Raw genomic sequence first — 21,486 nt, 5'->3', positions numbered from 1 at the left:
CGATGCTGCCGCGGGGCGGCCCGCCACTCAGGTCGGACCGCCACCGATCGTTCAGCTAGTCGTGGATCAGCTGCTGGCGTAGGTGATGGTGACGATCGCGCCCTTGCAGGCGTCCTGGTTGGTGGCGAGGTTGTTCATAGTGATCGTCAGGCCAGTCCACGAGCCCACTCCGTTGCCAGGAGGAACGTCCCCAGGAGTGTTGGAGGTGCCGCCAAGCGTGTAGTGACCGCCAGCAACGGTGCAGCCGGCTGTGACATGGGCTTCGTCGATGGTGTATCCGGTGGCGGTCACGGCGGTGACATAGGTGTTGCCTGGGTTCGGGTTGTCGAAATCACCGGACAGGGTCTGCGTCTGGCCGGGGTACAGGCCGGTGATGGGGTCCTGGTTGACAGTGACGGCGGCGTTGGTGCCGGTCTCAGCCTGGCCCGTGCCCGAGCCACTGTTAGTCCAGTACGCGAAGGCGATGCCGCCGCCGATGAGCATCAGGGCGGCGGTGATCAGACCGATCCGCTTGGAGCGTCCCCGGATGGATGTGGTGGCCATTGCCACTCCTTCTTTGAATGGTGAGGGGCGTGTGCGCGCCCTGTGCTGTTGCCCTCGCTGGAGGACCCCGAGCCCCGTGGCCCAGCAACCACAAGTCAAGCGTCACCCCTGGGGGTATGTAGCCGTTTTGCGCCAACAGGCCCAGGTCGGCACCAAATTCATCCGATCGGATGATTCGTGTAGCCCGGTATAGACCGGTCAGTCCGCCTGAACGGCTGCTGTGACAGCCGCGAAGGCTGCTTCGACCACGTCGAGACGCGCGGTCCATGGGTCGGGCCCGGTGACCGGGCCGTCGACGGTGAAGGTCATGACCTGTCCGGTGTCCGCGGTCGGCCACCCGTCGGGCTCACCGTCGGAGGCGAAGTCCACCCACAGCGCCGAGACCTGGTCGGCCAGCGCGTCGGCGTCGGGCACGGGGGTCCCCTGTCGCGCGGTGTCGTCGAGCACGAAGGGCAGCTCCGCACCGTGTGGGGCTCCGCCGGCGGCCAGCACGGCGTCGGGGGCGATGCCGAAGTAGTAGCGGTAGGTGGGCGCGTCGTCTGCGTGCTCGCGGGCCAGGAGGCGGGCGGGCTCGGTGAGCAGCACGTCCGAGGTGACGTGGCGCTCGAGCTCCTCGTCACTCCCGTAGGCCGCGCGCGCCTGCGGACGGTCCTGCGCCAACAGGCGGGCGCGCACCGGGTCGGCCACCGCGCCGGCACCGGCCGGGATGTCCGGGACCTCGAGGGTGGTGACGCCGTTGAGGTAGGGCACGTCGGCCTCGTCGCCGGCCATGAACGCCGCGGGCACGGGGCTGGGCAGCACGTCGTCCAGCAAGGGGACGTTGCCGCTGTAGATGTTGATCGGGAGGTCCATGACCTGCTCACCGTCGAGCGTGCGCAGGTCCGCGGCCGTGGGTGAGGGACCCACCAGCGGCTCCAGCGCCGCACTGGCGTCGGTCACCGCGTCGTCCCAAGCCAGCGTCGCCTCCCGGCCGAAGCCGGACTGGGAGATCGCCCTGTCGAACAGCCCCTCCGCGGACGGCGACGCCATCAGGGCGTTGACCGCGATCCCGCCGGCCGACTCGCCGAACACCGTCACGTTGTCCGGGTCGCCACCGAACGCCGCGATGTTGTCCCGCACCCACGCCAGGGCGGCCACCTGGTCCAGAAGACCGTAGTTGCCGATCCGGCTGCCGTCGTCCTGCAGGGCCGGGTGGGCGAGGAAGCCGAGCCGCCCGAGCCGGTAGTTGAGGGTCACCAGCACGACGCCTCGACGGACGAGCGCGGCACTGTTGTACGTCGCCTGGCTGCCCGCCCCGTAGGCGAACCCACCACCGTGGATCCACACCATCACCGGCAGCGCTTCGTCGACGCCGGCCGGCCCGTGGACGTTGAGGTTGAGGCAGTCCTCGCTGCTGTCATGGAGCTCGGGCACGAGCTCGGCCGGCGGCGGTCCCTGCAGGCAGACTGGCCCGTAGTCACGGCCGTCACGCACCTCGGACCACGGCTCGACCGGCTGCGGCGGACGCCAGCGGAAGTCATCGACCGGCGGGGCGGCGTAGGGCACGCCCAGCCAGGACTCGATACCGTCGTGGGCCAGGCCGCGGACTGGTCCCGCCGCCGTCTCCACGACCGGCGCCGCGTCGGCGCTCGCGCCAGTGGTTTCCCGACAACCAGCCACCGCGGCCAGGACCACGAGGATCGCGAGGATCGCGAGGGGGCCCCGGTGGAGGTGCACCTACCAGCCGCGTTCGGCCAACCGGTGGGGTTGGGGGATGTCCTCGACGTTGATGCCGACCATGGCCTCACCGAGCCCGCGGGACACCTTGGCCACCACGTCGGGGTCGTCGTGGAACGTCGTCGCCTTGACGATCGCCTCCGCCCGCTGGGCGGGGTTGCCGGACTTGAAGATGCCCGAGCCGACGAAGACGCCCTCGGCGCCGAGCTGCATCATCATCGCGGCGTCCGCGGGCGTGGCGATGCCACCGGCGGTGAAGAGCACGACGGGGAGCTTGCCGCGCCGCGCGACCTCCACGACCAGGTCATAGGGCGCCTGCAGCTCCTTGGCGGCGACGTAGAGCTCGTCGTCGGCCAGCGAGGTGAGCCGACGGATCTCGGCGCGGATGGTCCGCATGTGGGTCACGGCGTTGGAGACGTCGCCGGTGCCGGCCTCACCCTTGGAACGGATCATCGCCGCGCCCTCGGTGATCCGGCGCAGCGCCTCACCGAGGTTGGTGGCACCGCAGACGAACGGCACGGTGAACGCCCACTTGTCGATGTGGTTGGCGTAGTCGGCGGGCGTGAGGACCTCGGACTCGTCGACGTAGTCGACGCCGAGGCTCTGGAGGATCTGGGCCTCGGCGAAGTGGCCGATCCGCGCCTTGGCCATCACCGGGATCGACACCGACTCGATGATCGAGTCGATCATGTCGGGGTCGCTCATCCGGCTGACGCCGCCTTGCGCACGGATGTCCGCCGGCACTCGCTCGAGCGCCATCACCGCCACCGCGCCGGCGTCCTCGGCGATCTTGGCCTGCTCGGCCGTGACCACGTCCATGATCACGCCGCCCTTGAGCATCTCGGCCATGCCGCGCTTGACCCGGGTGGTGCCGGTGACGATCTCTTCAGAGGACTGCTCGGACATGCTCCGAGTCTAGGTCTGCCGAGGCCCGGAAGCCGATTCGGTATCGACCCCGGCAACCGCCTGGCGGCGCACCTTGAGGATCCGCTGCACGACGGTGACCGTGCTGAGCACCGCGATCAGCCAGAGCGCGACCTCGTAGACGACCGGGGCGTCGAAGAGGTCACCGAAGAACGCCGGCACCAGCAGCCCGACCAGCCGGTCCGGACGCTCGGCCAGGCCGGTCTTGGCGTCGTAGCCGAGCTGTTCGCCCTTGGCCCGGGCGTACGACGTCACGCTGCCCATGACGAGGCAGACCAGGGTGACCACGAGATAGACCCGGTCCTCGGCCTGCCAGGCGAAGAACAGCGCCATGCCCCCGAACAGCGCGGCGTCGGCGACTCGGTCGAGCGTGGAGTCGAGGAACGCCCCGAAGCTGCTCGTCCGGCCCAGCTTGCGCGCCATCCCGCCGTCGATCAGGTCGCTGAAGACGAACGCGGTGACCACCAGCACGCCCTGCCAGAGCATCCCCTGAGGGAAGAACACCAGCGCGCCGGCGGAGGCGCCGACCGTGCCGACGACGGTGACGGCGTCGGGGCTGAAGCCGAGCCTGATGAACAGGTTGATGAACGGCGCCAGCATGACGCCCTGCCAGAAGGCCTTGAATCTGTCCAACATGGTGGGGGCAGGCTAACCGTCGGCCCCCACCACTGCGCGCATGTGGCCTGCTCAGACCAGCTCTGGCACGTGCAGGTGTGCGAGGACGAGCTCGAACTCCCCGATGTCGAGGAACTCGATCCCCGTCGCGGCCCTGGCCTGCTCACGCAACATGGCTGCGCGCTCCCTGGTCGCCTCGAGCGCGGACTGGGAGTCGAAGGTCATCGTTCCGCACATGCGGCCGCCCGACCGGTCAACGAACATGCTGGCGCTGCAGAAGCCCTCCGTCTCCTCCATGCGCGGCAGGATCTCCGAACGGAACATCTCGATGTGCCGGTCCATGTCAGGCGGGCGACCCCAGGTGATCCGGCAGCACGCCTCCGGCGCGCTCGAGTGGTCGCGGTGCATGATCGCGATCTCCCACTCGTCGATCATCGGTTCGCCGCCCATGATCTCGGCACCGCGTGAGCGCAGCGGTGCGAGCCGATCGGCAGCTTCCTGCATGGCCTCCCGGGTCTCCCAGGAGCTGGTCACGATGCACCGGCCGCTGCTGCGGTCGACCACCAGCGACATTCCTGCACACCCATCCATCTGGGTGACCGTGGGCTGCACCTCATCCCGGATGTAGGTGATGCCTTCGTCAATGGCACCGGGGCTGCCGGTGACCGTGACGGAACGAGCGAACATGGGTCCTCCCCCTCCTGAGGCAGTGCCCGAGCGGCACCGCCGCTCCTGGCCACCTTCCTCGCCTCACTGCCCATGCGCAAGGCACTCAGTCGACCCGACACCGCGGGTGGGCGCACAGGCGTACGGTCGAGCCAAGGAGCCAGTCAGGCTGCCAACCGAGGGATCCCCCATGAGCGACAAGTCGCCACGCCAGAGCAAGTCCGCGAAGTCAGGGAAGTCCATCAAGGAGAAGCGCGCCGACAAGCGCGCGAAGGCCTCCGGTGAGTCCACCAGCTCGATGGAGGAGCTGACCACCAAGAAGCGCCGTTAGCGGCCGGTCAGCCCCAGGCCTCGGCCAGCAGGGCCCGGGTGTCCACCAGGAGCTCGGGCAGGGTCTTGGTGCGCCCGATGATCGGCATGAAGTTCTGGTCGCCCAGCCAGCGCGGGACGACGTGCTGGTGCAGATGGGCGGCGATGCCGGCGCCGGCGATGTGGCCCTGGTTCATGCCGATGTTGAAGCCGTCGGCCCCCGAGACCGACCGGACCACCCGCATGGCCTGCCGGGTGAGGTCGGCCATCTCGGTCGCCTCCGCGTCCGTGGTCTCGGTGTAGTCGGCGATGTGGCGGTAGGGGCACACCATCAGGTGTCCCGGCGCGTAGGGGTAGAGGTTGAGGACGGCGTAGGTGACCTCGCCGCGGTGCACCACCAGCCCTTCCTCGTCGCCCAGGCTGGGGATCCGGCAGAACGGGCACTCCCCCGCCGTGCCGTCCGTGGGCTTGTTCTCGCCGCGGATGTAGGCCATCCGGTGCGGGGTCCACAGCCGCTCCAGCTCGTCGGGCCCGCCCACGCCGTCCTGCTGCATGGTCTCGTCGCTCATCGCGCCCACCCTAGGGTGGCGAGCATGGCGGTTCCGATCCTGCGCCCCGCCACCGCCGCGGACATGGCCGCCGTGGCCGAGATCTGGCACGCGGCGTGGCACGTGGCTCATCCGGGCCACGTCCCGGACGGTCTCACCGCGGCGCGCACCCTGGCGGCCTTCCGCGAGCGGACGCCGGCCCGGGTGGCCGACACCACCGTCGCGGAGGTCGACGGGACGATCGTCGGGTTCACGATGACCGTGGGCGACGAGGTCGAGCAGGTCTTCGTCGACCCCGCCCACCACGGCACCGGGGTCGCCGGCCCGCTGCTCGAGGAGGCCGAACGCCGGGTGCGAGCCGCCGGGTATGCGCAGGCGTGGCTGGCCGTGGTCGTCGGCAACGCCCGGGCCCGCCGCTTCTACGAGCGGCACGGCTGGGTCGACGAGGGCGACCTGCCCTACGTCGTGACCGCGGGCGGCGCGACGTACACCTCGCCCTGCCGGCGCTACGTCAAGCGGCTGTGAACCACCGGATGCCGGCCCCGGGAAGGTCCAGCCATCAGGTCGCCGCGATTCTGGACAGCGCCTCGCGGGCGAGCTCGACGACGTCCTTGGTGCTCATGGTGGCGACCGCCGCTCGGAGTGCGCGCAGCTCCTCGGCGTCGATCACCGACTCCACGGCGACGAAGCTGCGACCGCTGTGCCGGGCGATCTCGGGATCGACCACTGCCGCGTCCGGAGTGGAATCGGCGCGAAGCAGGAGCAGGGCCGCCTCGCGCGAGTGACCGTGGGTGAGCAGCAGCGTCGCTGCGTTGCGCGCGGTCGTCCACAGCTGGGGTCCGTGGCCACTGGTTCGCCAGGCGTCGAGCAGACGTCGGTAGGCCGCCGCAGCCGTGGCCGGATCGCCGACGCGGGCCTGGAGGGAGGCCAGCGCCACCTCGGCCACGCCGGCCACGAACGTGGCACCCACGCTGCGGCCTTCCTCGATGGCTGCGGTGTAGAGGCCGATCGCCGCCTCAGGGTCGTCGGTGGCGGCCAGCTCGCCCTCGACGTACGTCACGAACGCATGGTTGCTGCCGTTCGGCCGCAGCGACACGTGCGCGCGCGCCTCGTCGAGGAGCTCCGCCGCGCGCACCCGATCGCCGCCGTACGCCGCCGCCAGCGCCGCGCTCGCGAGCAGGCCGGCTGCCGTCGCACCCACGGCGCGGGCGCTCCGCTCCCAGTCCCGGGTGGCCGAGGCGAAGTCTCCTCGGTAGTGGGCGACTGCCGCCAGGGCCGACCAGCACCGTGCCGTCGCCGCCGAGACGTGACCCGCCTCTCCGGCGATCTCGAGCCCCCGGGTCGCCAGCTCGGCGGCACGGTCGTAGTCCCCTGCCTGTCTGGCGGCCTCCGCTCCTGCGCCGAGGATCTCCACCTCGCGGCGGTGACCGGTGGTCTCCGGAGCGGCGGCGAGCTCGAGGCACCAGGACCAGACCTCGCGGAGGTCGCGCCAGATCGAAGGCTGGTCGAGCGCCAACGTGATCTCCACCCGCTCGTCCAGCAGTCCGCGGCTGCGTGCCAGGTCGCGGGCGGCTCGTAGGTTGTCGAGCTCGGCACGGAGACGACGGTCGGCCATCCCCTCGGTCGAGGTGTACAGGCCGGCACCGATCTCCTCCGCCGCCCGGACCGCCCAGCGCAGGAACCCGTCCTCGGCGTCCGCGGACTCACCGAGGGCCACGACCTCCTCCTGCAGGAAGGTCCGCACCGTGTAGAGCAGTCGGTAACGGGTGCGACCGGGGTCCACGTCGATCAGCGACGCGTCCACCAGGCCGTGCAGGAGGCGCATCGGGTCGTGCCCGGGAGCAACCTCGTCGGCGATCTCCTCCACCGTCGTCAGGTCGACACCGCCCGGATGTGCTGCGACAGCCCGCAGCAGTGCTTGCTGCGCCGAGGTCAGGCGGTCGTAGGACCACCGGATCGTGAGCCGCAACGTGCGCTGCCGGTCGTTCTCGTGCCCGTCGCCCAGGGTGGCCAGGTCGAGGGACCGGCTCAAGCGGTCGCGCACAGCGGTGAGTGGCAGCATCGCCACCTGCCCGGCGACCAGTTCGATGGCGAGGGGCAGGCCGTCGAGGTGCTGCAGGATCTCGACCAGCGGTGTGGCGTCGACGGCGGTCAGCTCGAAGCCGCGGTCCCGGCGTCGGGCGTGCTCGAGGAACGCCCGCACGCTCGGCTGCCGCTCGAGGGACGCGAGGTCGCCGACGTCACGTGGCGTCGGCAGCGGCTGCAGGCGGATGACGTACTCGCTCGTCGCGTGCAGCGTCACGCGTGAGGTCACCAGCACCCGGACCGCAGGAGCGTGCCGGTCGATGGCGTCGACGAGGTCGCGGCAGGCCTCGGCCAGGTGCTCGGCGTTGTCGAGCAGGAGCAGGAGATGACTCTCGGCCAAGGCGGCGGCAACCTCGAGCGGGGTGGACGGCTCCGCAGCGATGAGACGCAGCCCGACGGTCGAGGCCACGGCCTGGAGGAGGCGGCTGGCATCCTCGACGGCGGCGAGGTCCACCACGACCGCGTCGACCTGCTCGGCCTCGGCGAGCCCGGCAGTGACCTCGAGCGCGAGCCGGGTCTTGCCCACGCCGCCCGGGCCGGTGACCGTGACCACCCGGTGGCCGGCGAGCAGCCGCAACACCTCGTCGTAGTCCTGCTGGCGTCCGACCAAAGGCCCGGACGGACGGGCCACGGTGCGGCGCGCAGGTCCTGCGCTCGGCTGCCCGCGCGGGGCGAGGCCGCCCGCCGCGATGTCCTGCTCGAGTCTCCCCAGCGCAGGCCCCGGGTCCAGACCGGTCTCCTCGGCCAGGCGACGTCGGTAGGTGGAGCCGGCTGCCAGCGCCTCCGCCGCACGGCCCTCACCGGCCAGCGCTCGCATGAGCAGCAGCACGCTGCGTTCGCGCAGCGGGTTTGCCGCGACCGCCGCGCTCGCGTCCGCGACGGCGGTCCCGTCACCGACCTCGATCCGAGCCCGCACCATCTCGTCGTGCAGGCGCAGCCGCAGCTCGTCGAGCGCCACTGCCTCGACACCGAGCTCGGGGTGGCCCCGGAACTCCTCGAGCGCGGGGCCGCGCCACAGGTCCAGCGCCTCCTGGGCCTCGGCGAGGACGCGTTCGGGCGACTGCCCGGCCAGCCCGTCCGATGCCACCCGGACCACGTTCGCGTCGAGCTCGTCGTCGGCGAGCTCGAGCACGTAGCCGGCGCCACGGCGGATGAGCCGCCGCGCGCCTGGCCCCAGGTCACCACGCAGCCGGGAGATGTGGTTGTAGAGCGCCTGGGCGGCGTCCTCGGGTGGGTCGTCGGGCCAGAGCGCGTCGATGAGCCGATCGACTCCGACCACCCGGCCCTGCGCCAGCGCCAGGGTGGCGAGCAGCGTGCGGCGGCGGACGCCCGGGACATTGACATCGGCCCCGTCCACCCGCAGCGCGAGAGGGCCGAGGACACCCACCCACACCTCGGGCGACCGGGGGTGGGAGTCCATGCGACCTCAGTCTGCCGCGACCGCGGCCGGCTCCGCGAACGCCTCGACCGCGACCCATGCCGAGAACCGGTCCAGGCCGACCGCCTCGATCAGTCTGCCCGTCTGCGAGGCCTGCGCCTGCAGGGCAGTCACCTTGCGCCGCAGCGACGCAGCGTCGAGGGCCAGCCGCAGGGCCAGCTCGCCCGGCTCGACGATTCGCGGCTGGCCGAGCTCGTAGACGCCGAAGTCCTGGTCGAGCTGCGGGTCGACGCGGTCCTGCTCGGTGGCCACAGCGTGCAGCAACCGGGGCGAGGCCGTGCTGCGAGACAGCGCGAGGTCGACCCACCCGCTCACTGCGCGATGGTCCGGGTGCCCGGTGAACCCGTCCGGCCCGAAGGTCAGAACCGTGTCCGGGTGCACGTCGTCGAGAAGATCGGCCAGGCAGCTTACGGCGGGCTCCGGGTCGGCCTCCGCACACCGCCCGTCCTCGTAGCCCAGCCAGTAGTGCTCGGTCACGCCGAGGACGTGGAGGGCCTGCTCGAGCTCCGTGGTGCGTAGCTCCGCGGTCACTGCCCGGCCTGCCGGTGTGGTGTCCTCACCACCGGCGTCGCCGCGGGTCGCGGTGACGGCGACGACTCGGTGACCGAGGTCCACAAGAGCTGCCGCGGTCCCTCCGCTCAGGTAGGTCTCGTCGTCCGGGTGGGCCCACACCACCATCGTGGTGCCCAGCCAGGCGAAGTCGGTGACGGTCATGGCTCCATCCTGCTGGCCGCGACTGTCACGCCGCTGTCACGGCCCACGGACAGGTGAGTGCGCCACGACAGCGTCGTGCCAGACGGATACCCGAGCGTGGACGGCGTCGGCGGGCCATCCGGGTCCGCCACGACGAGAGGACCATCATGAGCACAATCGCCACCCACGACCAGACCACGACGGAGGTCTCGAACGAGCTCGCGGAGCACGAGGCCCCGGCGGCCCCGATCGACGAGGCCAAGGTCGAGGAGTTCGCCGGGAAGATCGTCAACGACCTCGGCATCGGGCACAACACCCTGCTCGCCTACCTGGGCTACCGGATCGGTCTGTGGCGCGATCTCGCGGCGCATCCCGGGAGCACCAGCGTCGAGCTGGCCCAGCGCCTCGGCTACACCGAGCGCTACGTGCGGGAGTGGCTCGCCGCGCAGGCCGCCGCCGGCTACGTCACGTACGACCCCGCCACCCAGTCGTTCACCCTGCCGCCCGAGCACGCCCTGGTCCTCGCCGACGAGGACGGCCCGGCGTTCATGGCCTCCGGGTTCGAAGTGCTCGCCTCGGTCTGGCCGACCGTCGACGAGCTGGCGCACGGCTACGCCAGCGGCGAGGGCCTCGGGTGGCACGAGCACGACTCGCGGCTGTTCGTGGGGTTCGAGCGGTTCTTCCGCCCGGCGTTCCGCAACGTGCTGGTCCCGGAGTGGCTGGCGGCCGAGCCGGAGCTGGCCGCCCGCCTGGAGTCGGGGATCCGCGTCCTCGACGTGGGTTGCGGGCTGGGTACCGCGACCATCGCACTGGCCGAGGCGTTCCCGGCCTCGACCTTCGTGGGGATCGACCTCCACGAGGAGTCCGTGCGCCGCGCCCAGATCGCAGCGAACGGCGCGGGCGTGGCCGACCGGGTCACCTTCGAGGTCGCCGAGGCCCAGGCCTACGACGGCACCTACGACCTCATCTGCATGTTCGACACCCTGCACGACCTGGGTGACCCCGTGGGTGCCCTGGCGCACGCCAAGGCCCACCTCGCCGAGGACGGTTGGTTCTTCGCCGTGGAGCCCAACGCCGGCGACCGGCTGGAGGACAACCTCCACCCTCTCGGCCTGGTCTGGTACGCGTCGGGCCACAACCTGTGCGTCCCCAACGCGATGTCCCAGGGCGGCCCGGCACTGGGCAACCAGGCCGGCCCCAAGCGGACGCTGAAGGCGTTCGCCGACGGTGGGTTCCCGAACGCCAAGAAGGTCACCGAGTCGGCCTTCAACATGGTGATCACCGCCCGCGCCTGAGGCGGAGAGCCGGGATCGGGGTCAGCCGCGGGCGAACCAACGCCCGAGGTCGGCCTCGATCCCGGGACAGGTGATGTTCTTGTCGCGGCCGTCCTGGACCCACTGTCCGAGCACGGCACGACCACCCTGGATCGACCAGTCGTCGCCGCACCGGTCCAAGGCCTCCGCCTGGGAGGTCTGACCGGCCGCCCGCCACTCCGGCACCCCGAAGGCCAGGTCGCCGACGAGCGACTCCCAGATGTAGGGCGTGGAGTAGACGCCGACCCGGAAGCCGGCGTCGAGGTAGCCCTGGGCAGCGCCCACGACCACCTGCGCGTTGGCGGCGGTGTCGGCGCTCCACTCGTTGAACGGCACCTGCTCGACGTCGAGCCAGACGAGGGGCGAGTCGAGCCCCGCCGCCTCCATCGACGCCACGTTGAACTGCGCCTGCGCATACCCGGCTCCCCGCAGACCGCCGTACTCGGCCTGGGCTGCTTCGTCGGGCCAGCTGATGACCGAGTACGCCGCGAGCAGCAGGCCGCGCTGCTTCACCCAGGCGACCTGGTCGGCCAGGCACGGGTTGGCGTGGAACCCCGGCCCGTTGGTGAGGCCGACCACGACGTACTCCGCCTCGGCGGTGGGCATCGGCTGGCCCGAGGTCTCCTTGTGTTCGATGCCCATACCCGGCGGGCACTGGGGCCAGCTGATGTCAGCGCCGAGAACCGGGCCGTCCCGCGGCGGGATCGCGTCCTCCTGCGCGTTGAGGATGGCGGCCTGCTCCTGCGCTGCCGCGGCCAGCTGGACCAGCTCTTCCTGACGTTGCAGCTCGGCTTCGTCGACCGGCGGGGCCGTGGGCAGCTCGGTCGCGGTGGTGGACGCGCTGGGCGACGCGGCCGGTGGGTCCTCCGCGGAGCACGCGGCGAGCAGACCCAGGCAGCCCAGAGCCGCCAGGGCACGCCTCGCGCCGGTGCTCACACCTGCTCGCGCGACTCCACAGCGGCGACCACCCGGGCGATCGCCTCCTCGACCGAGACACCGTTGTCCTGGCGCCCGTCGCGGTAGCGGAACGAGACCGCACCGGCGGCCACGTCGTCGTCGCCCGCGATCATCATGAACGGCACCTTCTGGACCTGGGCGTTGCGGATCTTCTTCTGCATCCGGTCGTCGGAGTCGTCGACCTCGACCCGGATCCCGGCCGCCCGCAGCCGCCGGGCCACGTCGTACAGGTAGTCAGCGTGCCGCTCGGCGATCGGGATGCCTTGCACCTGCACGGGCGCCAGCCACGGCGGGAAGGCACCGGCGTAGTGCTCCACCAGAACGCCGAGGAACCGCTCGATGGAGCCGAACTTCGCGGAGTGGATCATCACCGGTCGCTGCCGGGAGCCGTCGGCCGCTTGGTATTCCAGCTCGAACCGCTCGGGCTGGTTGAAGTCGTACTGGATGGTCGAAAGCTGCCAGGTCCGGCCGATGGCGTCCTTGGCCTGGACCGAGATCTTGGGGCCGTAGAACGCCGCGCCGCCCGGGTCGGGCACCAGCTCGAGTCCGGACTCGTCGGCGGCCTCCTGCAGGACCCGGGTGGCGACCTCCCACTGCTCGTCGCTGCCGATGAACTTCTCGGGCCTGGAGTCGTCGCGCGTCGACATCTCCAGATAGAAGTCGTCGAGCCCGAAGTCGCGGAACAGCCCGAGGCAGAAGTTGAGCAGGTGCTTGATCTCGGCGTTCGCCTGCTCGGGGGTGACATAGGAGTGGGAGTCGTCCTGGGTCATGCCCCGGACCCGGGTCAGGCCGTGGACGACGCCGGACTTCTCGAACCGATAGACCCCGCCGAACTCGAAGAGCCGCAGCGGCAGCTCGCGATAGGACCGCCCACGCGCGGCGTAGATCAGGTTGTGCATCGGGCAGCTCATCGCCTTGAGCTGGTACTTCGCGCCCTCGAGCTCCATGGGCGGATACATGGTGTCGGCGTAGTAGGGCAGGTGGCCGGAGGTGTGGAACAGCCCGTCCTTGGAGATGTGGGGGGTGCCGACGTAGGAGAACCCCTCCTCGATGTGCCGGCGCCGGACGTAGTCCTCCATCTCCCGCTTGATCACGCCGCCCTTGGGGTGGAAGACCACGAGGCCGGAGCCGAGCTCGTCGGGGAAGGAGTAGAGGTCGAGGTCGCGACCGAGGCGGCGGTGGTCGCGGCGCTCGGCCTCCTCGAGCCGGTGCAGGTGCGCCTCCAACGCCTCCTTGGACTCCCAGGCGGTGCCGTAGATGCGCTGGAGCTGTTTGTTCTTCTCGTCGCCGCGCCAGTAGGCCGCCGCGGATCGCATCAGCTTGAACGCCGGGATCCGCTTGGTGGTCGGCAGGTGCGGGCCGCGGCACAGGTCGCTCCAGGCGACCTCGCCGTCGCGCCGGATGTTGTCGTAGATGGTCAGCTCGCCGGCCCCGACCTCGACACTCGCGCCCTCGGCCGCGTCGTCGCTCTTGCCGGATCCCTTGAGGCCGATCAGCTCGACCTTGTAGGGCTCGTCCTTGAGCTCGCCGAGCGCGTCGGCGTCGGTGGTGACGCGTCGGGAGAACCGCTGCCCCTCCTTGATGATCTTGCGCATCCGGGTCTCGATCTTGTCGAGGTCCTCGGGATGGAACGGGGTCGCCACGTCGAAGTCGTAGTAGAAGCCGTCGGTGATCGGCGGGCCGATGCCGAGCTTGGCGTCCGGGAACAGGTCCTGCACGGCCTGAGCGAGCACGTGCGCGGTCGAGTGACGCAGGATGTCGTGGCCGTCGCTGCTGTCGATGGCCACGCCCTCGAGCTCGTCGCCGTCCTGGAGCTCGTAGGACAGGTCCTTGAGCTCGCCGTTGACGCGCGCGGCGATGACGTCCGCCTGCTCCTTGAACGGCTCCCAGGCCTTGGTGCCCGTCGTGACCGCGACGTCCTCACGCTGACCTGCGTGGACGAGGGCGATCTTGAGCTCGGACATGTGTCGATCGTAACGACGGGGGCGCCGCCGACGCCCGGGGGTTTCGCCGGGGCCCGACGCCGTCCCGAGCGGTGTGGCGAAGGTATCCCCCCAGGGGGACCTTTGGCCCTGCTCCCGAGGGGCAGGCGTTCGTAGCGTGAAGCACGAAGCAAGCCTGAGACAGAGCGAGGAGAACGCCGTGACGAGACGACTGGTGGTCCTGGGAGCCGGAACAGCCGGCACGATGATCGTCAACAAGCTGCGCCGCAAGCTCCCCCGCGACGAGTGGGAGATCACCGTCGTCGACCAGGACGACGTCCACCCCTACCAGCCCGGCTTCCTCTTCCTGCCGTTCGGCATGTACGACGTCGGCCAGCTGAGCCGCCCGCGGCACGAGTTCGTGCCGGAGGGCGTGGACCTCGTCCTAGGCGAGATCGACCGCGTCGACGTGGACCAGGACACCGTCCACCTCAGCGACGGGCGCTCCCTGGGCTACGACTACCTGGTCGTCGCCACCGGCACCTCGCCGCGTCCGGACCAGACGCCCGGGATGCTCGGCCCCGAGTGGCGCCGGAGCATCTTCGACTTCTACAGCCTCGAGGGCGCCCAGTCGCTGGCGAAGGCCCTCGCTGACTTCGACCACGGCCGGCTCGTCGTGCACGTGACCGACATGCCCATCAAGTGCCCCGTGGCGCCGCTGGAATTCACCTTCCTGGCCGAGGCGTGGCTCCGCGAGCACCACCTGCGCGACCGGGTGGAACTGGTGTTCGTGACGCCCTTGCCCGGCGCCTTCACCAAGCCGGTGGCCTCCGAGCACCTCGGCGGCCTGCTCGAGGAGCGCAAGGTCGTCGTCGAGAGCGACTTCCTGGTCGAGAGCATCGACAACGAGCGCAAGTGCCTCGTCTCCTACGACGAGCGGGAGGTCCCGTTCGACCTGCTGGTGACCGTGCCGCTCAACATGGGCGCCGACTTCGTCGCCCGATCCGGGCTGGGGGCCGACGAGCTCAACTACGTGCCGGTCGACAAGCACACCCTGCTCAGCACCGTCCGGCCCAACGTGTTCGCCGTGGGCGACGCCTCCAACATCCCCACCTCGAAGGCCGGCTCGGTCGCGCACTTCTCGGTGGAGGTCTTCGTCGACAACTTCCTCGAGCACGTCGAGGGCCGCCCGATGACCGGGTCGTTCGACGGGCACGCCAACTGCTTCATCGAGTCGGGAGACAAGAAAGCCCTGCTGATCGACTTCAACTACGACACAGAGCCGCTCACCGGCACCTACCCGGTGCCGTACGCCGGCCCGCTCGGGCTGCTGAAGGAGACCCGCGCCAACCACCTCGGCAAGCTCGCGTTCCGCTGGATCTACTGGAACGTGCTGCTCCCGGGCCGCCCCATCCCGCTGCCCGCCCACATGTCCATGGCCGGCAAGCACCCGGTCGACACGCCCGACCAGACACAGAAGAAGGAGAGCAGCACATGACCACCGCAACGCTCGCTGGGCACGAGTTCCACGTCAACGAGGAGGGGTTCATGACCGACCCCACCGAGTGGACCGAGGAACTCGCCCCCGCCCTGGCCGCCCAGATCGGCATCACGCTGACCGACCAGCACTGGGAGGTCCTGCGGTTCCTCCGCACGGACTTCGCGGAGACGGGTGAGACCGCGACGTTGCGCCGCCTGTCCACGCGCAGCGGCATCCCCGTCAAGCAGCTGTTCGTCCTGTTCCCCCAGAAGCCGGCCAAGAAGATGGCCTACGTCGCCGGGCTGCCCAAGCCGCACGGCTGCGTCTGACCGAGGAGACCCTCATGACTGTCACCGACACCCCTGTCACCGCCACCGCGCCCGTCCCCGACTTCGGGGACACGCAGAGCGAGGGACGCAAGCTCGCGATCATCTGCTCCAAGGGCAACCTCGACATGGCCTACCCGGGCCTGATCCTCGCCAACGCCGCCCTCGGTGAGGGGGTCGAGACCCATCTGTTCTTCACGTTCTGGGGCTTCGACATGATCACCAAGGAGACGATGGGCCACCTCAAGTTCACGATGCTCGGTAACACCGCCACGCACATGCCCCAGGGCCTGGGCGGTCTGCCCGGGATGACCGCCATGGCCACCTCGAAGCTCAAGAAGTCGATCGCGGCCCTGGACGTCCCGGAGGTCCCGGAGTTCCTCGAGCAGATCGTCGCCTCGGGTGGGCACCTGTGGGCCTGCCGGCTGTCGGCGGACATGAACCACCTGACCGAGGACGACCTCTATGAGGACGTCGAGGGAATCATCAGCGCTGGCGACTTCATCGAGAAGACCGACGGCGCCCAGCTGCTCTTCATCTGAGCGCTGGGATCTGAGTCCCGAGACAACCAGGACCGGGGGCGGAGGCGCCCCCGGTCCTGGTGTGTTCAGCGACGACGCTGCAACCGGGCGACCTCGCGTTCGATGTCGGCGTCGGAGAAGTCGCCCTGCCAGACGTCCCACGCGTTCATCAACAGTCCGATCCCCCAAGCGCCCATCACGATGCCCGGCCAGAAGAAGCCACTGGACGTGATCCACCAGATGACGACCAGGAAGCTGTTGACCGCGAGGTAGATGAGCACGTGCCCGTAGAACTCGCGCTTCTTCTTCAGACGCGTCAGGGCACGCCCGCGCAGGTCACTGTCGGGGTTCGTTGCGGCCGCGGGTGTGGGCGGCGGCATCTGGAACTGGGTCATCGAAATTCCTCCCTCTTCTCGCACTCTCGAGCTGACGTCAGGTGGCCGGCCGTTCTCCGTGGTGCTGGTGGCGAGCGACCCAGACGGCTGCGGCGACCAGCAGTCCGCCGACGACGATCAGCGTCAGCGACGCCGACAGTCGGCCGGGGAACCACTCGATCGCGGCCCGCGGGGCGGCCTGGAGCATGCCCAGTGCGGCGACGGCGAGCAGCGGCAGGCTGCGCTCGAGGAGCGCCAGTGCCAGCAGCACCACGGCGGTCACGAGTCCGAGGACGATCCCGAGGTCCCAACCGGTCGTCATCGCTCCGAAGATCGCGGCCAGCCCACCGAAGGCCACCCCCGTCGCGCGGGGCTGGATCCAGCCGGTCCACGCCACCGCGGTCCAGGCGACGGCGAGAGTCCACACAGCGAGTCCCGGCGCCGATTCGGAGTCGGTGACCTGCACCCCGACGGCGGTGGCCGACATGGCCAGCGACACGAGCAGGGCGAGCTGCTGGGGCCAGGTGCGGCGCATCCACCACAGCGCGGCCGCGACAACGGCCGTGGGCGGGAAGACCACCAGGAGCGCGTCCTCGTCGTACCGGTCCAGCACGTCCACGGACAGGACCGTCAGGAAGCCGGCAGTCGCCGCGACGGCCAGCACCCACAGCACCGAGCGCAACCGGCCGGCGGCCTCACCGAGCCGATCGGGTACGGCGAGCCCGGCCGCGACCAGGGCGAGCGCGGTGAGGCCGACCAGGGCCAGCCGCACCGCGACCGGCAGGTCGTCCCAGAGGAGACCGACCAAGATGCCGGCCCCTGTCAGCATGATGACGCCACCGATGTAGCCGAGCGCCTCCACGACCAGCGAGGTCCCCGGGGCACCGGGTCGGTTCGCCTCGTAGCTGCGGATGGCGGCTGCCTGGTCCGGCGTCATGAGTCCAGCTGCCACCCACTCGTCGAGCAGGCCAGGCGGGCGAGTGCCCACCTCGACCGGGAGCTTGACCTTCACAGCGACCCCCTCCCACACGCGAGCCCGGGAGATTCGGCTCTCTGCCCCCAGCCTTCTGCGGCGGGTGCGGGTGCGGTAGAGGCGAAAGGCCGCCCGATCTCGGACGTTCTTGCCGAACCGCGCTGCCACGCTGTCGCCTAGAACTGGTGGGCGATGCTGGGTTCGAACCAGTCACCTCTTCGGTGCGAACGGCAGAGCCGCGCTACCACTCTGGGGAAAGATCTGGTGGGCGATACTGGGTTCGAACCAGTGACCTCTTCGGTGTGAACGAAGCGCGCTACCACTGCGCCAATCGCCCGGGATGAACCGGATTCTGCGACCGCCGATGCTAGCCCATCCCCAGCAGGCTTCCCTCATTCGCGCGCCAGGCCTCCTGGGCGGCCCTGGTCACCGGGCCGGGCACGTCGAGCACCCGGTCGTCCCACCGCGAGACCGGCTGGACGTCGCGGGTGGTCGAGGCCAGGAAGATCTCGGCGGCCCCGTCGACGACCTCGATCGGCTCGTCGATCTCGACTCCCCCGCACCACTCGAGGACCAGGGCCCGGGTGACGCCGGCCAGGCAGCCGCTCCTCAGCGACGGCGTCCGCAGCTCACCGTCGACGACGTAGAACACGTTGGACCCCGTGCCCTCGCACAGGTGTCCGGCCAGGTTGGCGAAGACCGCCTCGGTCGCCCCGCGGCGGTGGGCCTCGGCCAGGGCGACGACGTTCTCGGCGTACGACGTCGTCTTCAGCCCCGCCAGCGCCCCCCGCTCGTTGCGGGGCCAGGGCACCGTCGCCACCGCCACGGCGTCCGCGGCCGGGGCCAACTCGTCGGCAACGATGATCAGGGTGGGCGGAGCCTGGCCCCGCCCGGAACCCAGCGGCGCCGGCCCGGCGGTGTAGGTGACCCGCAGCCGGGCCATCGGCCACGACGTGCCCGCGAGGACCTCGCTGATCCCCTGGCGCACCGCGTCCTGGTCCGGCTCGACGAGACCGAGGCCCTCGGCGCTGCGCGCCAACCGGTCGAGGTGAAGCTGCAGAGCGAACGGCTGCCCGTCGTAGAGCTTGATCGTCTCGAAGACGCCGTCGCCGACGGTGAGCCCGTGGTCGCTCACCGCGACAGCCGGCTGTGAAGCCTCAGCCAGCAGCCGACCGTTCACCCAGGCGCGCACGAGTGCATTGTGCCTGCTGCTCCCAGGCCGGATTCCGCCGCCCGCGGCGCGCCGGAGATGGACCGCCGAGTTTGTGCCTCCGACCTCATCGGCTACTGTTTCCACGCGCTCAGCCGCCCCGGGAGATCGGGTCGGAGGGGATCGCAGGCGGACGTAGCTCAGTTGGTAGAGCGCAACCTTGCCAAGGTTGAGGTCGCGAGTTCGAGCCTCGTCGTCCGCTCGGAGAGGTCTCTCAGTGTTTGGCCTCCACGGTGGGTTGGCCGAGAGGCGAGGCAACGGACTGCAAATCCGTGTACACGGGTTCAAATCCCGTACCCACCTCCACACCTCCACCAGGACAACTCAAGATCTAGGGCGATTGGCGCAGCGGTAGCGCGCTTCCTTGACACGGAAGAGGTCACTGGTTCAAACCCAGTATCGCCCACCAGATAACCGCAGGTCAGAGGCCCTTTCGAGGGTCTCTTTCCAATTCGGGGAACAATCGGGGAACAACGAACCGGCCCTTCTGACCGGGTCTGACCGCTCCCTGGTGGTTGAGGTGCGAGAGAAGCGAGCCTCGAAACACGACAGTCAGGCCGGTGGGAAGGCCGCAGCAATCCGGTCGCGGACGGCGGTGACGTCGACCTCTCCGGTCGCTTCGTCGAGGATCTTGCTCAGCCTCTTGGGCCAGACGACCCGTACGCCGCGGACGGAGAATGCTCCCCCGACCAGGGGCCAGTCCGCATCGATGAAGCAGAGCACGCCAGACACATCGATGGTCTCGTCGGCAAGCGCGGCACGCACGTGCTCGACCTGGCCGAGCACACCGTCGACCAGCGTGGTGCGATCTCTCCCCCCGACCGTCAGTTTCTCCACTCGCGGCCGCAGGATGCCGCCCTCGACCCGCGACTCAGGTCGCTTGTCGACGTAGCGCTTCGCGTCGACCACAAACACCCCGGCACGCGTCACGACGATATGGTCGATGTTGGCCCTCGTCCTAGGGATGCACCGATCGTGCAGGACTGCGATCGAGTCCAACGTGTGCTTGTCGAGCCTTGCGCCCAGCGCGGCCTCTCCCTTGGCGCCCGACGCCCACGCCTTCGTGCTCTGCGGATCGTCGGACAGCGCAAGAATCAGACCTCCGAGCCTCGGATGTTCGGTCCGGATCTGCTCTTCGCGCCTCGTCTTGCGCCGCTCGTACTCTCGCAGCGCCGAGGCGCCGGCAGCCCCACTCTCCTGGGAGGCCGACTTCGGCTCTACCCCGAGCTCGCCCAGCGCCTCCTCTGCGACATCAGGCTCGGTCGGGCACTCCGCGCACCGGACCGTCTTGGAGGCGCGCTCGTAGATGGCCTCCTGGCGTGCGACCAGCTCAGCACCGCAAATACGACAGACGCCCGGATAGCGGAGTTTCATCCGCCTCTCGTTCGTAGTCTCAGCCGGCTCCATTCATGCCCTCTCACTCAAGTCGTTCGACCGTAGCGAGCCAGTCCCCCGCAAGGAGCGGAATCGCTGATCAGCGCCAGTTGCCGACCGGCCTGGCGTCGATGAACCTCTCGATCGAGTCGACCTTGATACGCAGCGTCTTGCGGCCGAGCCGTACGGCGTCGAGCTGCCCGTCTGCGATGTAACGGCGGACCGTCCGCGTCGACACGGCGAGCGCATCGGCCGCGTCGGCGAGTGAGACGAGGCGTCGAGTGATCGTGGCAGGCATGAATATCCCCTCGGTAGGTGGGCGGCCCCGGTGGCCGCCTGCATACCCCAAGGTCAGGATCTGGCCCCCAGTGGCCACTCCGCCCGCCCGGCTGTCTCGGCCTGGCGCGTCGGACTCGGCGCGACAGATGCGACCAAGTTGACCGTGTGCGAGAACCTCTTGCGGTCGAGTTCGGAGATGGCGGTCAACCGATCGCTCGATCCGACTCCGGAGCTCCGTGGACGATCATGCGCCCACATTGACCTCATCCACGCCCGCGGACCTGATCTGGTCTACGCACTCAGGTCGTCGCGGCATATTGGCTCAGACAACGATGGAGCTTCACGGCGTCGCCCAGTCGATGGCGGAGCGTCTTCTCCAAGCCCCCGATAGGAATGAGGTTCTGCGGGGCGCGCGGGTCCTTATGCGCTTGCGAGGCGAGTGGCGGCAGCACCTGGGTCGACGCATCGGCGAGAGCGACCACCTCGGCTCTTGTCAACGAGTCCGATACCTCGCATCGGACAATGCCGGCCCACGGAGAAGCTGACGCGACCGGGAGTTTGAGATACCAGGTGTGCCGGGACCAAGTCGTACCAATTGAGAACGCTGGAGTTCGTTCACCAGGCGCTAGAGCCGCGACCACGGCATTCAGCTCCACCGGCAGGTACGCGGCTTGGTGGGTCTTGATGTAGCCGATCGTCCGCGGGATGGTCGTGCGGCCGCGAAGAGGACCGTCGACAACGAGAAGGTCATCCTCGCTGGTGCGGGTCGACAGTGCCGCCTGCAGCTCGAGGTCGCGCATGTGGCCTTGCACCGCGAGGATGAGGTCGTCGTACTCACCTCCGGCTGTGTGCCTTACTGGGTAGGTCGCGAGTGGCGATACAAGGTCTTCCGCCTGGGGGCAACTCGTGTAGACCCCGCGCGACTGGGTAATCGCCTCAACGCGTGCGCGGCCATCGATGCGCACCACGCCAGCGGCATAGCTCGCTGCGATGCCCATCACGGGCACTGGTTCGCCCGGAGGGGTGAACCACACTCGCGCATCGATGCGGCGCACGCCGTCAACAATCAGCACCTCTGCTGGGCGCCAGACGCCGCTCGCCACCGAGACCGGCGCCCACGACTCCGGAGGTGTCTCCAAGTCGAGTGTCAGCGTCGCCGTCGAGTCATCAAGCGCCGACTCGCTCAAGGCAGAACCGTATGACGGATCCCACGGATCTAC

At 69.9% G+C, this 21,486-nt stretch carries 22 protein-coding genes and 4 tRNA genes; 9 read left to right on the top strand and 17 right to left on the bottom strand.

Annotation, left to right across the window (positions count from 1 at the left end; genetic code table 11):
- Nucleotides 1-66: 66 nt before the first annotated feature.
- The 5 genes from ACYVC6_RS17600 to ACYVC6_RS17580 form a co-directional block, all read right to left on the bottom strand.
- Nucleotides 67-543 (bottom strand): hypothetical protein, encoded by a 477-nt coding sequence (locus ACYVC6_RS17600; protein ID WP_460715741.1) that lies wholly within the window; start codon nt 541-543, stop codon nt 67-69.
- A 198-nt stretch (nt 544-741) separates the two neighbouring features.
- Nucleotides 742-2,259 (bottom strand): carboxylesterase/lipase family protein, encoded by a 1,518-nt coding sequence (locus tag ACYVC6_RS17595; RefSeq protein ID WP_460715740.1) that lies wholly within the window; start codon nt 2,257-2,259, stop codon nt 742-744.
- Entirely contained in the window at nt 2,260-3,165 is a 906-nt protein-coding gene (gene pdxS, locus ACYVC6_RS17590; protein WP_460715739.1) for a pyridoxal 5'-phosphate synthase lyase subunit PdxS, read from the bottom strand.
- Between the two features lie 9 nt (nt 3,166-3,174).
- A complete protein-coding gene (pgsA, locus tag ACYVC6_RS17585; protein ID WP_460715738.1) occupies nt 3,175-3,819 on the bottom strand; it encodes a phosphatidylinositol phosphate synthase in 645 nt (214 codons plus the stop codon).
- 51 nt (nt 3,820-3,870) lie between these two features.
- Nucleotides 3,871-4,485, bottom strand: coding sequence for an antibiotic biosynthesis monooxygenase (locus ACYVC6_RS17580; protein WP_460715736.1), 615 nt, complete (start codon nt 4,483-4,485; stop codon nt 3,871-3,873).
- Between the two features lie 169 nt (nt 4,486-4,654).
- Here ACYVC6_RS17580 and ACYVC6_RS17575 point away from each other — a divergent pair, with 169 nt between their 5' ends.
- Complete coding sequence (locus ACYVC6_RS17575) at nt 4,655-4,795, top strand: hypothetical protein (protein WP_460715734.1); 141 nt, start codon at nt 4,655-4,657, stop codon at nt 4,793-4,795.
- A 7-nt stretch (nt 4,796-4,802) separates the two neighbouring features.
- Here ACYVC6_RS17575 and ACYVC6_RS17570 read toward each other — a convergent pair whose 3' ends face one another.
- On the bottom strand, nt 4,803-5,342 hold the full coding sequence (locus ACYVC6_RS17570; protein WP_460715733.1) for an HIT family protein: 540 nt from the start codon (nt 5,340-5,342) through the stop codon (nt 4,803-4,805).
- 24 nt (nt 5,343-5,366) lie between these two features.
- Here ACYVC6_RS17570 and ACYVC6_RS17565 point away from each other — a divergent pair, with 24 nt between their 5' ends.
- Entirely contained in the window at nt 5,367-5,846 is a 480-nt protein-coding gene (locus ACYVC6_RS17565) for a GNAT family N-acetyltransferase (RefSeq protein WP_460715732.1), read from the top strand.
- Nucleotides 5,847-5,880: 34 nt separating this feature from the next.
- Here ACYVC6_RS17565 and ACYVC6_RS17560 read toward each other — a convergent pair whose 3' ends face one another.
- Nucleotides 5,881-8,826: a BTAD domain-containing putative transcriptional regulator gene (locus tag ACYVC6_RS17560; RefSeq protein ID WP_460715731.1), complete on the bottom strand. Its 2,946-nt coding sequence runs from the start codon at nt 8,824-8,826 to the stop codon at nt 5,881-5,883.
- Between the two features lie 6 nt (nt 8,827-8,832).
- Nucleotides 8,833-9,558, bottom strand: a complete 726-nt coding sequence (locus ACYVC6_RS17555) for a PIG-L deacetylase family protein (RefSeq protein ID WP_460715730.1) — start codon at nt 9,556-9,558, stop codon at nt 8,833-8,835.
- Nucleotides 9,559-9,704: 146 nt separating this feature from the next.
- Between ACYVC6_RS17555 and ACYVC6_RS17550 the strand changes: the two genes are divergently transcribed.
- A complete protein-coding gene (locus ACYVC6_RS17550) occupies nt 9,705-10,832 on the top strand; it encodes a class I SAM-dependent methyltransferase (protein ID WP_460715729.1) in 1,128 nt (375 codons plus the stop codon).
- A gap of 21 nt (nt 10,833-10,853) precedes the next feature.
- On the opposite strand, the gene ACYVC6_RS17545 is transcribed toward ACYVC6_RS17550, so the two are convergent.
- A complete protein-coding gene (locus tag ACYVC6_RS17545; RefSeq protein ID WP_460715728.1) occupies nt 10,854-11,786 on the bottom strand; it encodes a hypothetical protein in 933 nt (310 codons plus the stop codon).
- The gene (thrS, locus tag ACYVC6_RS17540; RefSeq protein WP_460715727.1) at nt 11,783-13,771 is read right to left on the bottom strand and encodes a threonine--tRNA ligase; all 1,989 of its coding nucleotides are present in this window, start codon (nt 13,769-13,771) and stop codon (nt 11,783-11,785) included. The genes ACYVC6_RS17545 and thrS overlap by 4 nt, the downstream gene beginning before the upstream one ends.
- A gap of 178 nt (nt 13,772-13,949) precedes the next feature.
- On the opposite strand from thrS, the gene sqr reads away from it, so the two are divergent.
- From sqr to ACYVC6_RS17525, 3 genes are read left to right on the top strand one after another with little or no spacing between them, the layout of a single operon-like run.
- Entirely contained in the window at nt 13,950-15,227 is a 1,278-nt protein-coding gene (sqr, locus tag ACYVC6_RS17535) for a type III sulfide quinone reductase, selenoprotein subtype (RefSeq protein WP_460715726.1), read from the top strand.
- Complete coding sequence (locus ACYVC6_RS17530; protein WP_460715724.1) at nt 15,224-15,538, top strand: TusE/DsrC/DsvC family sulfur relay protein; 315 nt, start codon at nt 15,224-15,226, stop codon at nt 15,536-15,538. Before sqr ends, ACYVC6_RS17530 begins: the two co-directional genes overlap by 4 nt.
- Nucleotides 15,539-15,552: 14 nt before the next feature.
- A complete protein-coding gene (locus ACYVC6_RS17525) occupies nt 15,553-16,077 on the top strand; it encodes a DsrE/DsrF/DrsH-like family protein (RefSeq protein ID WP_460715723.1) in 525 nt (174 codons plus the stop codon).
- Between the two features lie 65 nt (nt 16,078-16,142).
- On the opposite strand, the gene ACYVC6_RS17520 is transcribed toward ACYVC6_RS17525, so the two are convergent.
- The 4 genes from ACYVC6_RS17520 to ACYVC6_RS17505 all read right to left on the bottom strand — a co-directional run bounded on the left by ACYVC6_RS17520 (nt 16,143) and on the right by ACYVC6_RS17505 (nt 18,595).
- The gene (locus ACYVC6_RS17520) at nt 16,143-16,451 is read right to left on the bottom strand and encodes a 2TM domain-containing protein (RefSeq protein WP_460715722.1); all 309 of its coding nucleotides are present in this window, start codon (nt 16,449-16,451) and stop codon (nt 16,143-16,145) included.
- 37 nt (nt 16,452-16,488) lie between these two features.
- The gene (locus ACYVC6_RS17515; RefSeq protein ID WP_460715721.1) at nt 16,489-17,442 is read right to left on the bottom strand and encodes a DUF2157 domain-containing protein; all 954 of its coding nucleotides are present in this window, start codon (nt 17,440-17,442) and stop codon (nt 16,489-16,491) included.
- Nucleotides 17,443-17,665: 223 nt separating this feature from the next.
- Nucleotides 17,666-17,740, bottom strand: a tRNA-Val gene (locus tag ACYVC6_RS17510).
- 30 nt (nt 17,741-17,770) lie between these two features.
- Nucleotides 17,771-18,595, bottom strand: a complete 825-nt coding sequence (locus tag ACYVC6_RS17505) for an aminotransferase class IV (protein WP_460715720.1) — start codon at nt 18,593-18,595, stop codon at nt 17,771-17,773.
- Between the two features lie 147 nt (nt 18,596-18,742).
- On the opposite strand from ACYVC6_RS17505, the gene ACYVC6_RS17500 reads away from it, so the two are divergent.
- The 3 genes from ACYVC6_RS17500 to ACYVC6_RS17490 all read left to right on the top strand — a co-directional run bounded on the left by ACYVC6_RS17500 (nt 18,743) and on the right by ACYVC6_RS17490 (nt 19,022).
- Nucleotides 18,743-18,815 (top strand) — tRNA-Gly (locus tag ACYVC6_RS17500).
- Between the two features lie 30 nt (nt 18,816-18,845).
- Nucleotides 18,846-18,919 (top strand) — tRNA-Cys (locus ACYVC6_RS17495).
- 28 nt (nt 18,920-18,947) lie between these two features.
- Nucleotides 18,948-19,022: transfer RNA gene (locus ACYVC6_RS17490), tRNA-Val, on the top strand.
- Between the two features lie 143 nt (nt 19,023-19,165).
- Here the strand turns inward: ACYVC6_RS17490 and ACYVC6_RS17485 are convergent.
- From ACYVC6_RS17485 to ACYVC6_RS17475, 3 genes are all read right to left on the bottom strand, one after another.
- Nucleotides 19,166-19,987: a nuclease-related domain-containing protein gene (locus ACYVC6_RS17485; RefSeq protein ID WP_460715719.1), complete on the bottom strand. Its 822-nt coding sequence runs from the start codon at nt 19,985-19,987 to the stop codon at nt 19,166-19,168.
- Between the two features lie 100 nt (nt 19,988-20,087).
- A complete protein-coding gene (locus ACYVC6_RS17480) occupies nt 20,088-20,285 on the bottom strand; it encodes a helix-turn-helix domain-containing protein (RefSeq protein WP_395691508.1) in 198 nt (65 codons plus the stop codon).
- A gap of 280 nt (nt 20,286-20,565) precedes the next feature.
- Nucleotides 20,566-21,453 carry a DNA double-strand break repair nuclease NurA gene (locus ACYVC6_RS17475; protein ID WP_460715718.1) on the bottom strand — a complete coding sequence of 296 codons (888 nt, stop codon included), beginning with the start codon at nt 21,451-21,453 and terminating at the stop codon, nt 20,566-20,568.
- Nucleotides 21,454-21,486 lie beyond the last annotated feature (33 nt).

This window comes from Nocardioides dilutus (genome assembly GCF_054779555.1).
Note: the sequence above shows the minus strand (reverse complement) of the source record. Positions and strands in the feature narration are given on the sequence as shown.

What these genes read in the sequence shown, in the direction of transcription:
- ACYVC6_RS17600 (WP_460715741.1), bottom strand. Translation starts at nt 543, where the DNA reads ATGGCCACCACATCCATCCGGGGACGCTCCAAGCGGATCGGTCTGATC.
- pdxS (WP_460715739.1), bottom strand. Translation starts at nt 3,165, where the DNA reads ATGTCCGAGCAGTCCTCTGAAGAGATCGTCACCGGCACCACCCGGGTC.
- pgsA (WP_460715738.1), bottom strand. Translation starts at nt 3,819, where the DNA reads ATGTTGGACAGATTCAAGGCCTTCTGGCAGGGCGTCATGCTGGCGCCG.
- ACYVC6_RS17580 (WP_460715736.1), bottom strand. Translation starts at nt 4,485, where the DNA reads ATGTTCGCTCGTTCCGTCACGGTCACCGGCAGCCCCGGTGCCATTGAC.
- ACYVC6_RS17575 (WP_460715734.1), top strand. Translation starts at nt 4,655, where the DNA reads ATGAGCGACAAGTCGCCACGCCAGAGCAAGTCCGCGAAGTCAGGGAAG.
- ACYVC6_RS17570 (WP_460715733.1), bottom strand. Translation starts at nt 5,342, where the DNA reads ATGAGCGACGAGACCATGCAGCAGGACGGCGTGGGCGGGCCCGACGAG.
- ACYVC6_RS17565 (WP_460715732.1), top strand. Translation starts at nt 5,367, where the DNA reads ATGGCGGTTCCGATCCTGCGCCCCGCCACCGCCGCGGACATGGCCGCC.
- ACYVC6_RS17560 (WP_460715731.1), bottom strand. Translation starts at nt 8,826, where the DNA reads ATGGACTCCCACCCCCGGTCGCCCGAGGTGTGGGTGGGTGTCCTCGGC.
- ACYVC6_RS17555 (WP_460715730.1), bottom strand. Translation starts at nt 9,558, where the DNA reads ATGACCGTCACCGACTTCGCCTGGCTGGGCACCACGATGGTGGTGTGG.
- ACYVC6_RS17550 (WP_460715729.1), top strand. Translation starts at nt 9,705, where the DNA reads ATGAGCACAATCGCCACCCACGACCAGACCACGACGGAGGTCTCGAAC.
- thrS (WP_460715727.1), bottom strand. Translation starts at nt 13,771, where the DNA reads ATGTCCGAGCTCAAGATCGCCCTCGTCCACGCAGGTCAGCGTGAGGAC.
- ACYVC6_RS17530 (WP_460715724.1), top strand. Translation starts at nt 15,224, where the DNA reads ATGACCACCGCAACGCTCGCTGGGCACGAGTTCCACGTCAACGAGGAG.
- ACYVC6_RS17525 (WP_460715723.1), top strand. Translation starts at nt 15,553, where the DNA reads ATGACTGTCACCGACACCCCTGTCACCGCCACCGCGCCCGTCCCCGAC.
- ACYVC6_RS17520 (WP_460715722.1), bottom strand. Translation starts at nt 16,451, where the DNA reads ATGACCCAGTTCCAGATGCCGCCGCCCACACCCGCGGCCGCAACGAAC.
- ACYVC6_RS17485 (WP_460715719.1), bottom strand. Translation starts at nt 19,987, where the DNA reads ATGAAACTCCGCTATCCGGGCGTCTGTCGTATTTGCGGTGCTGAGCTG.
- ACYVC6_RS17480 (WP_395691508.1), bottom strand. Translation starts at nt 20,285, where the DNA reads ATGCCTGCCACGATCACTCGACGCCTCGTCTCACTCGCCGACGCGGCC.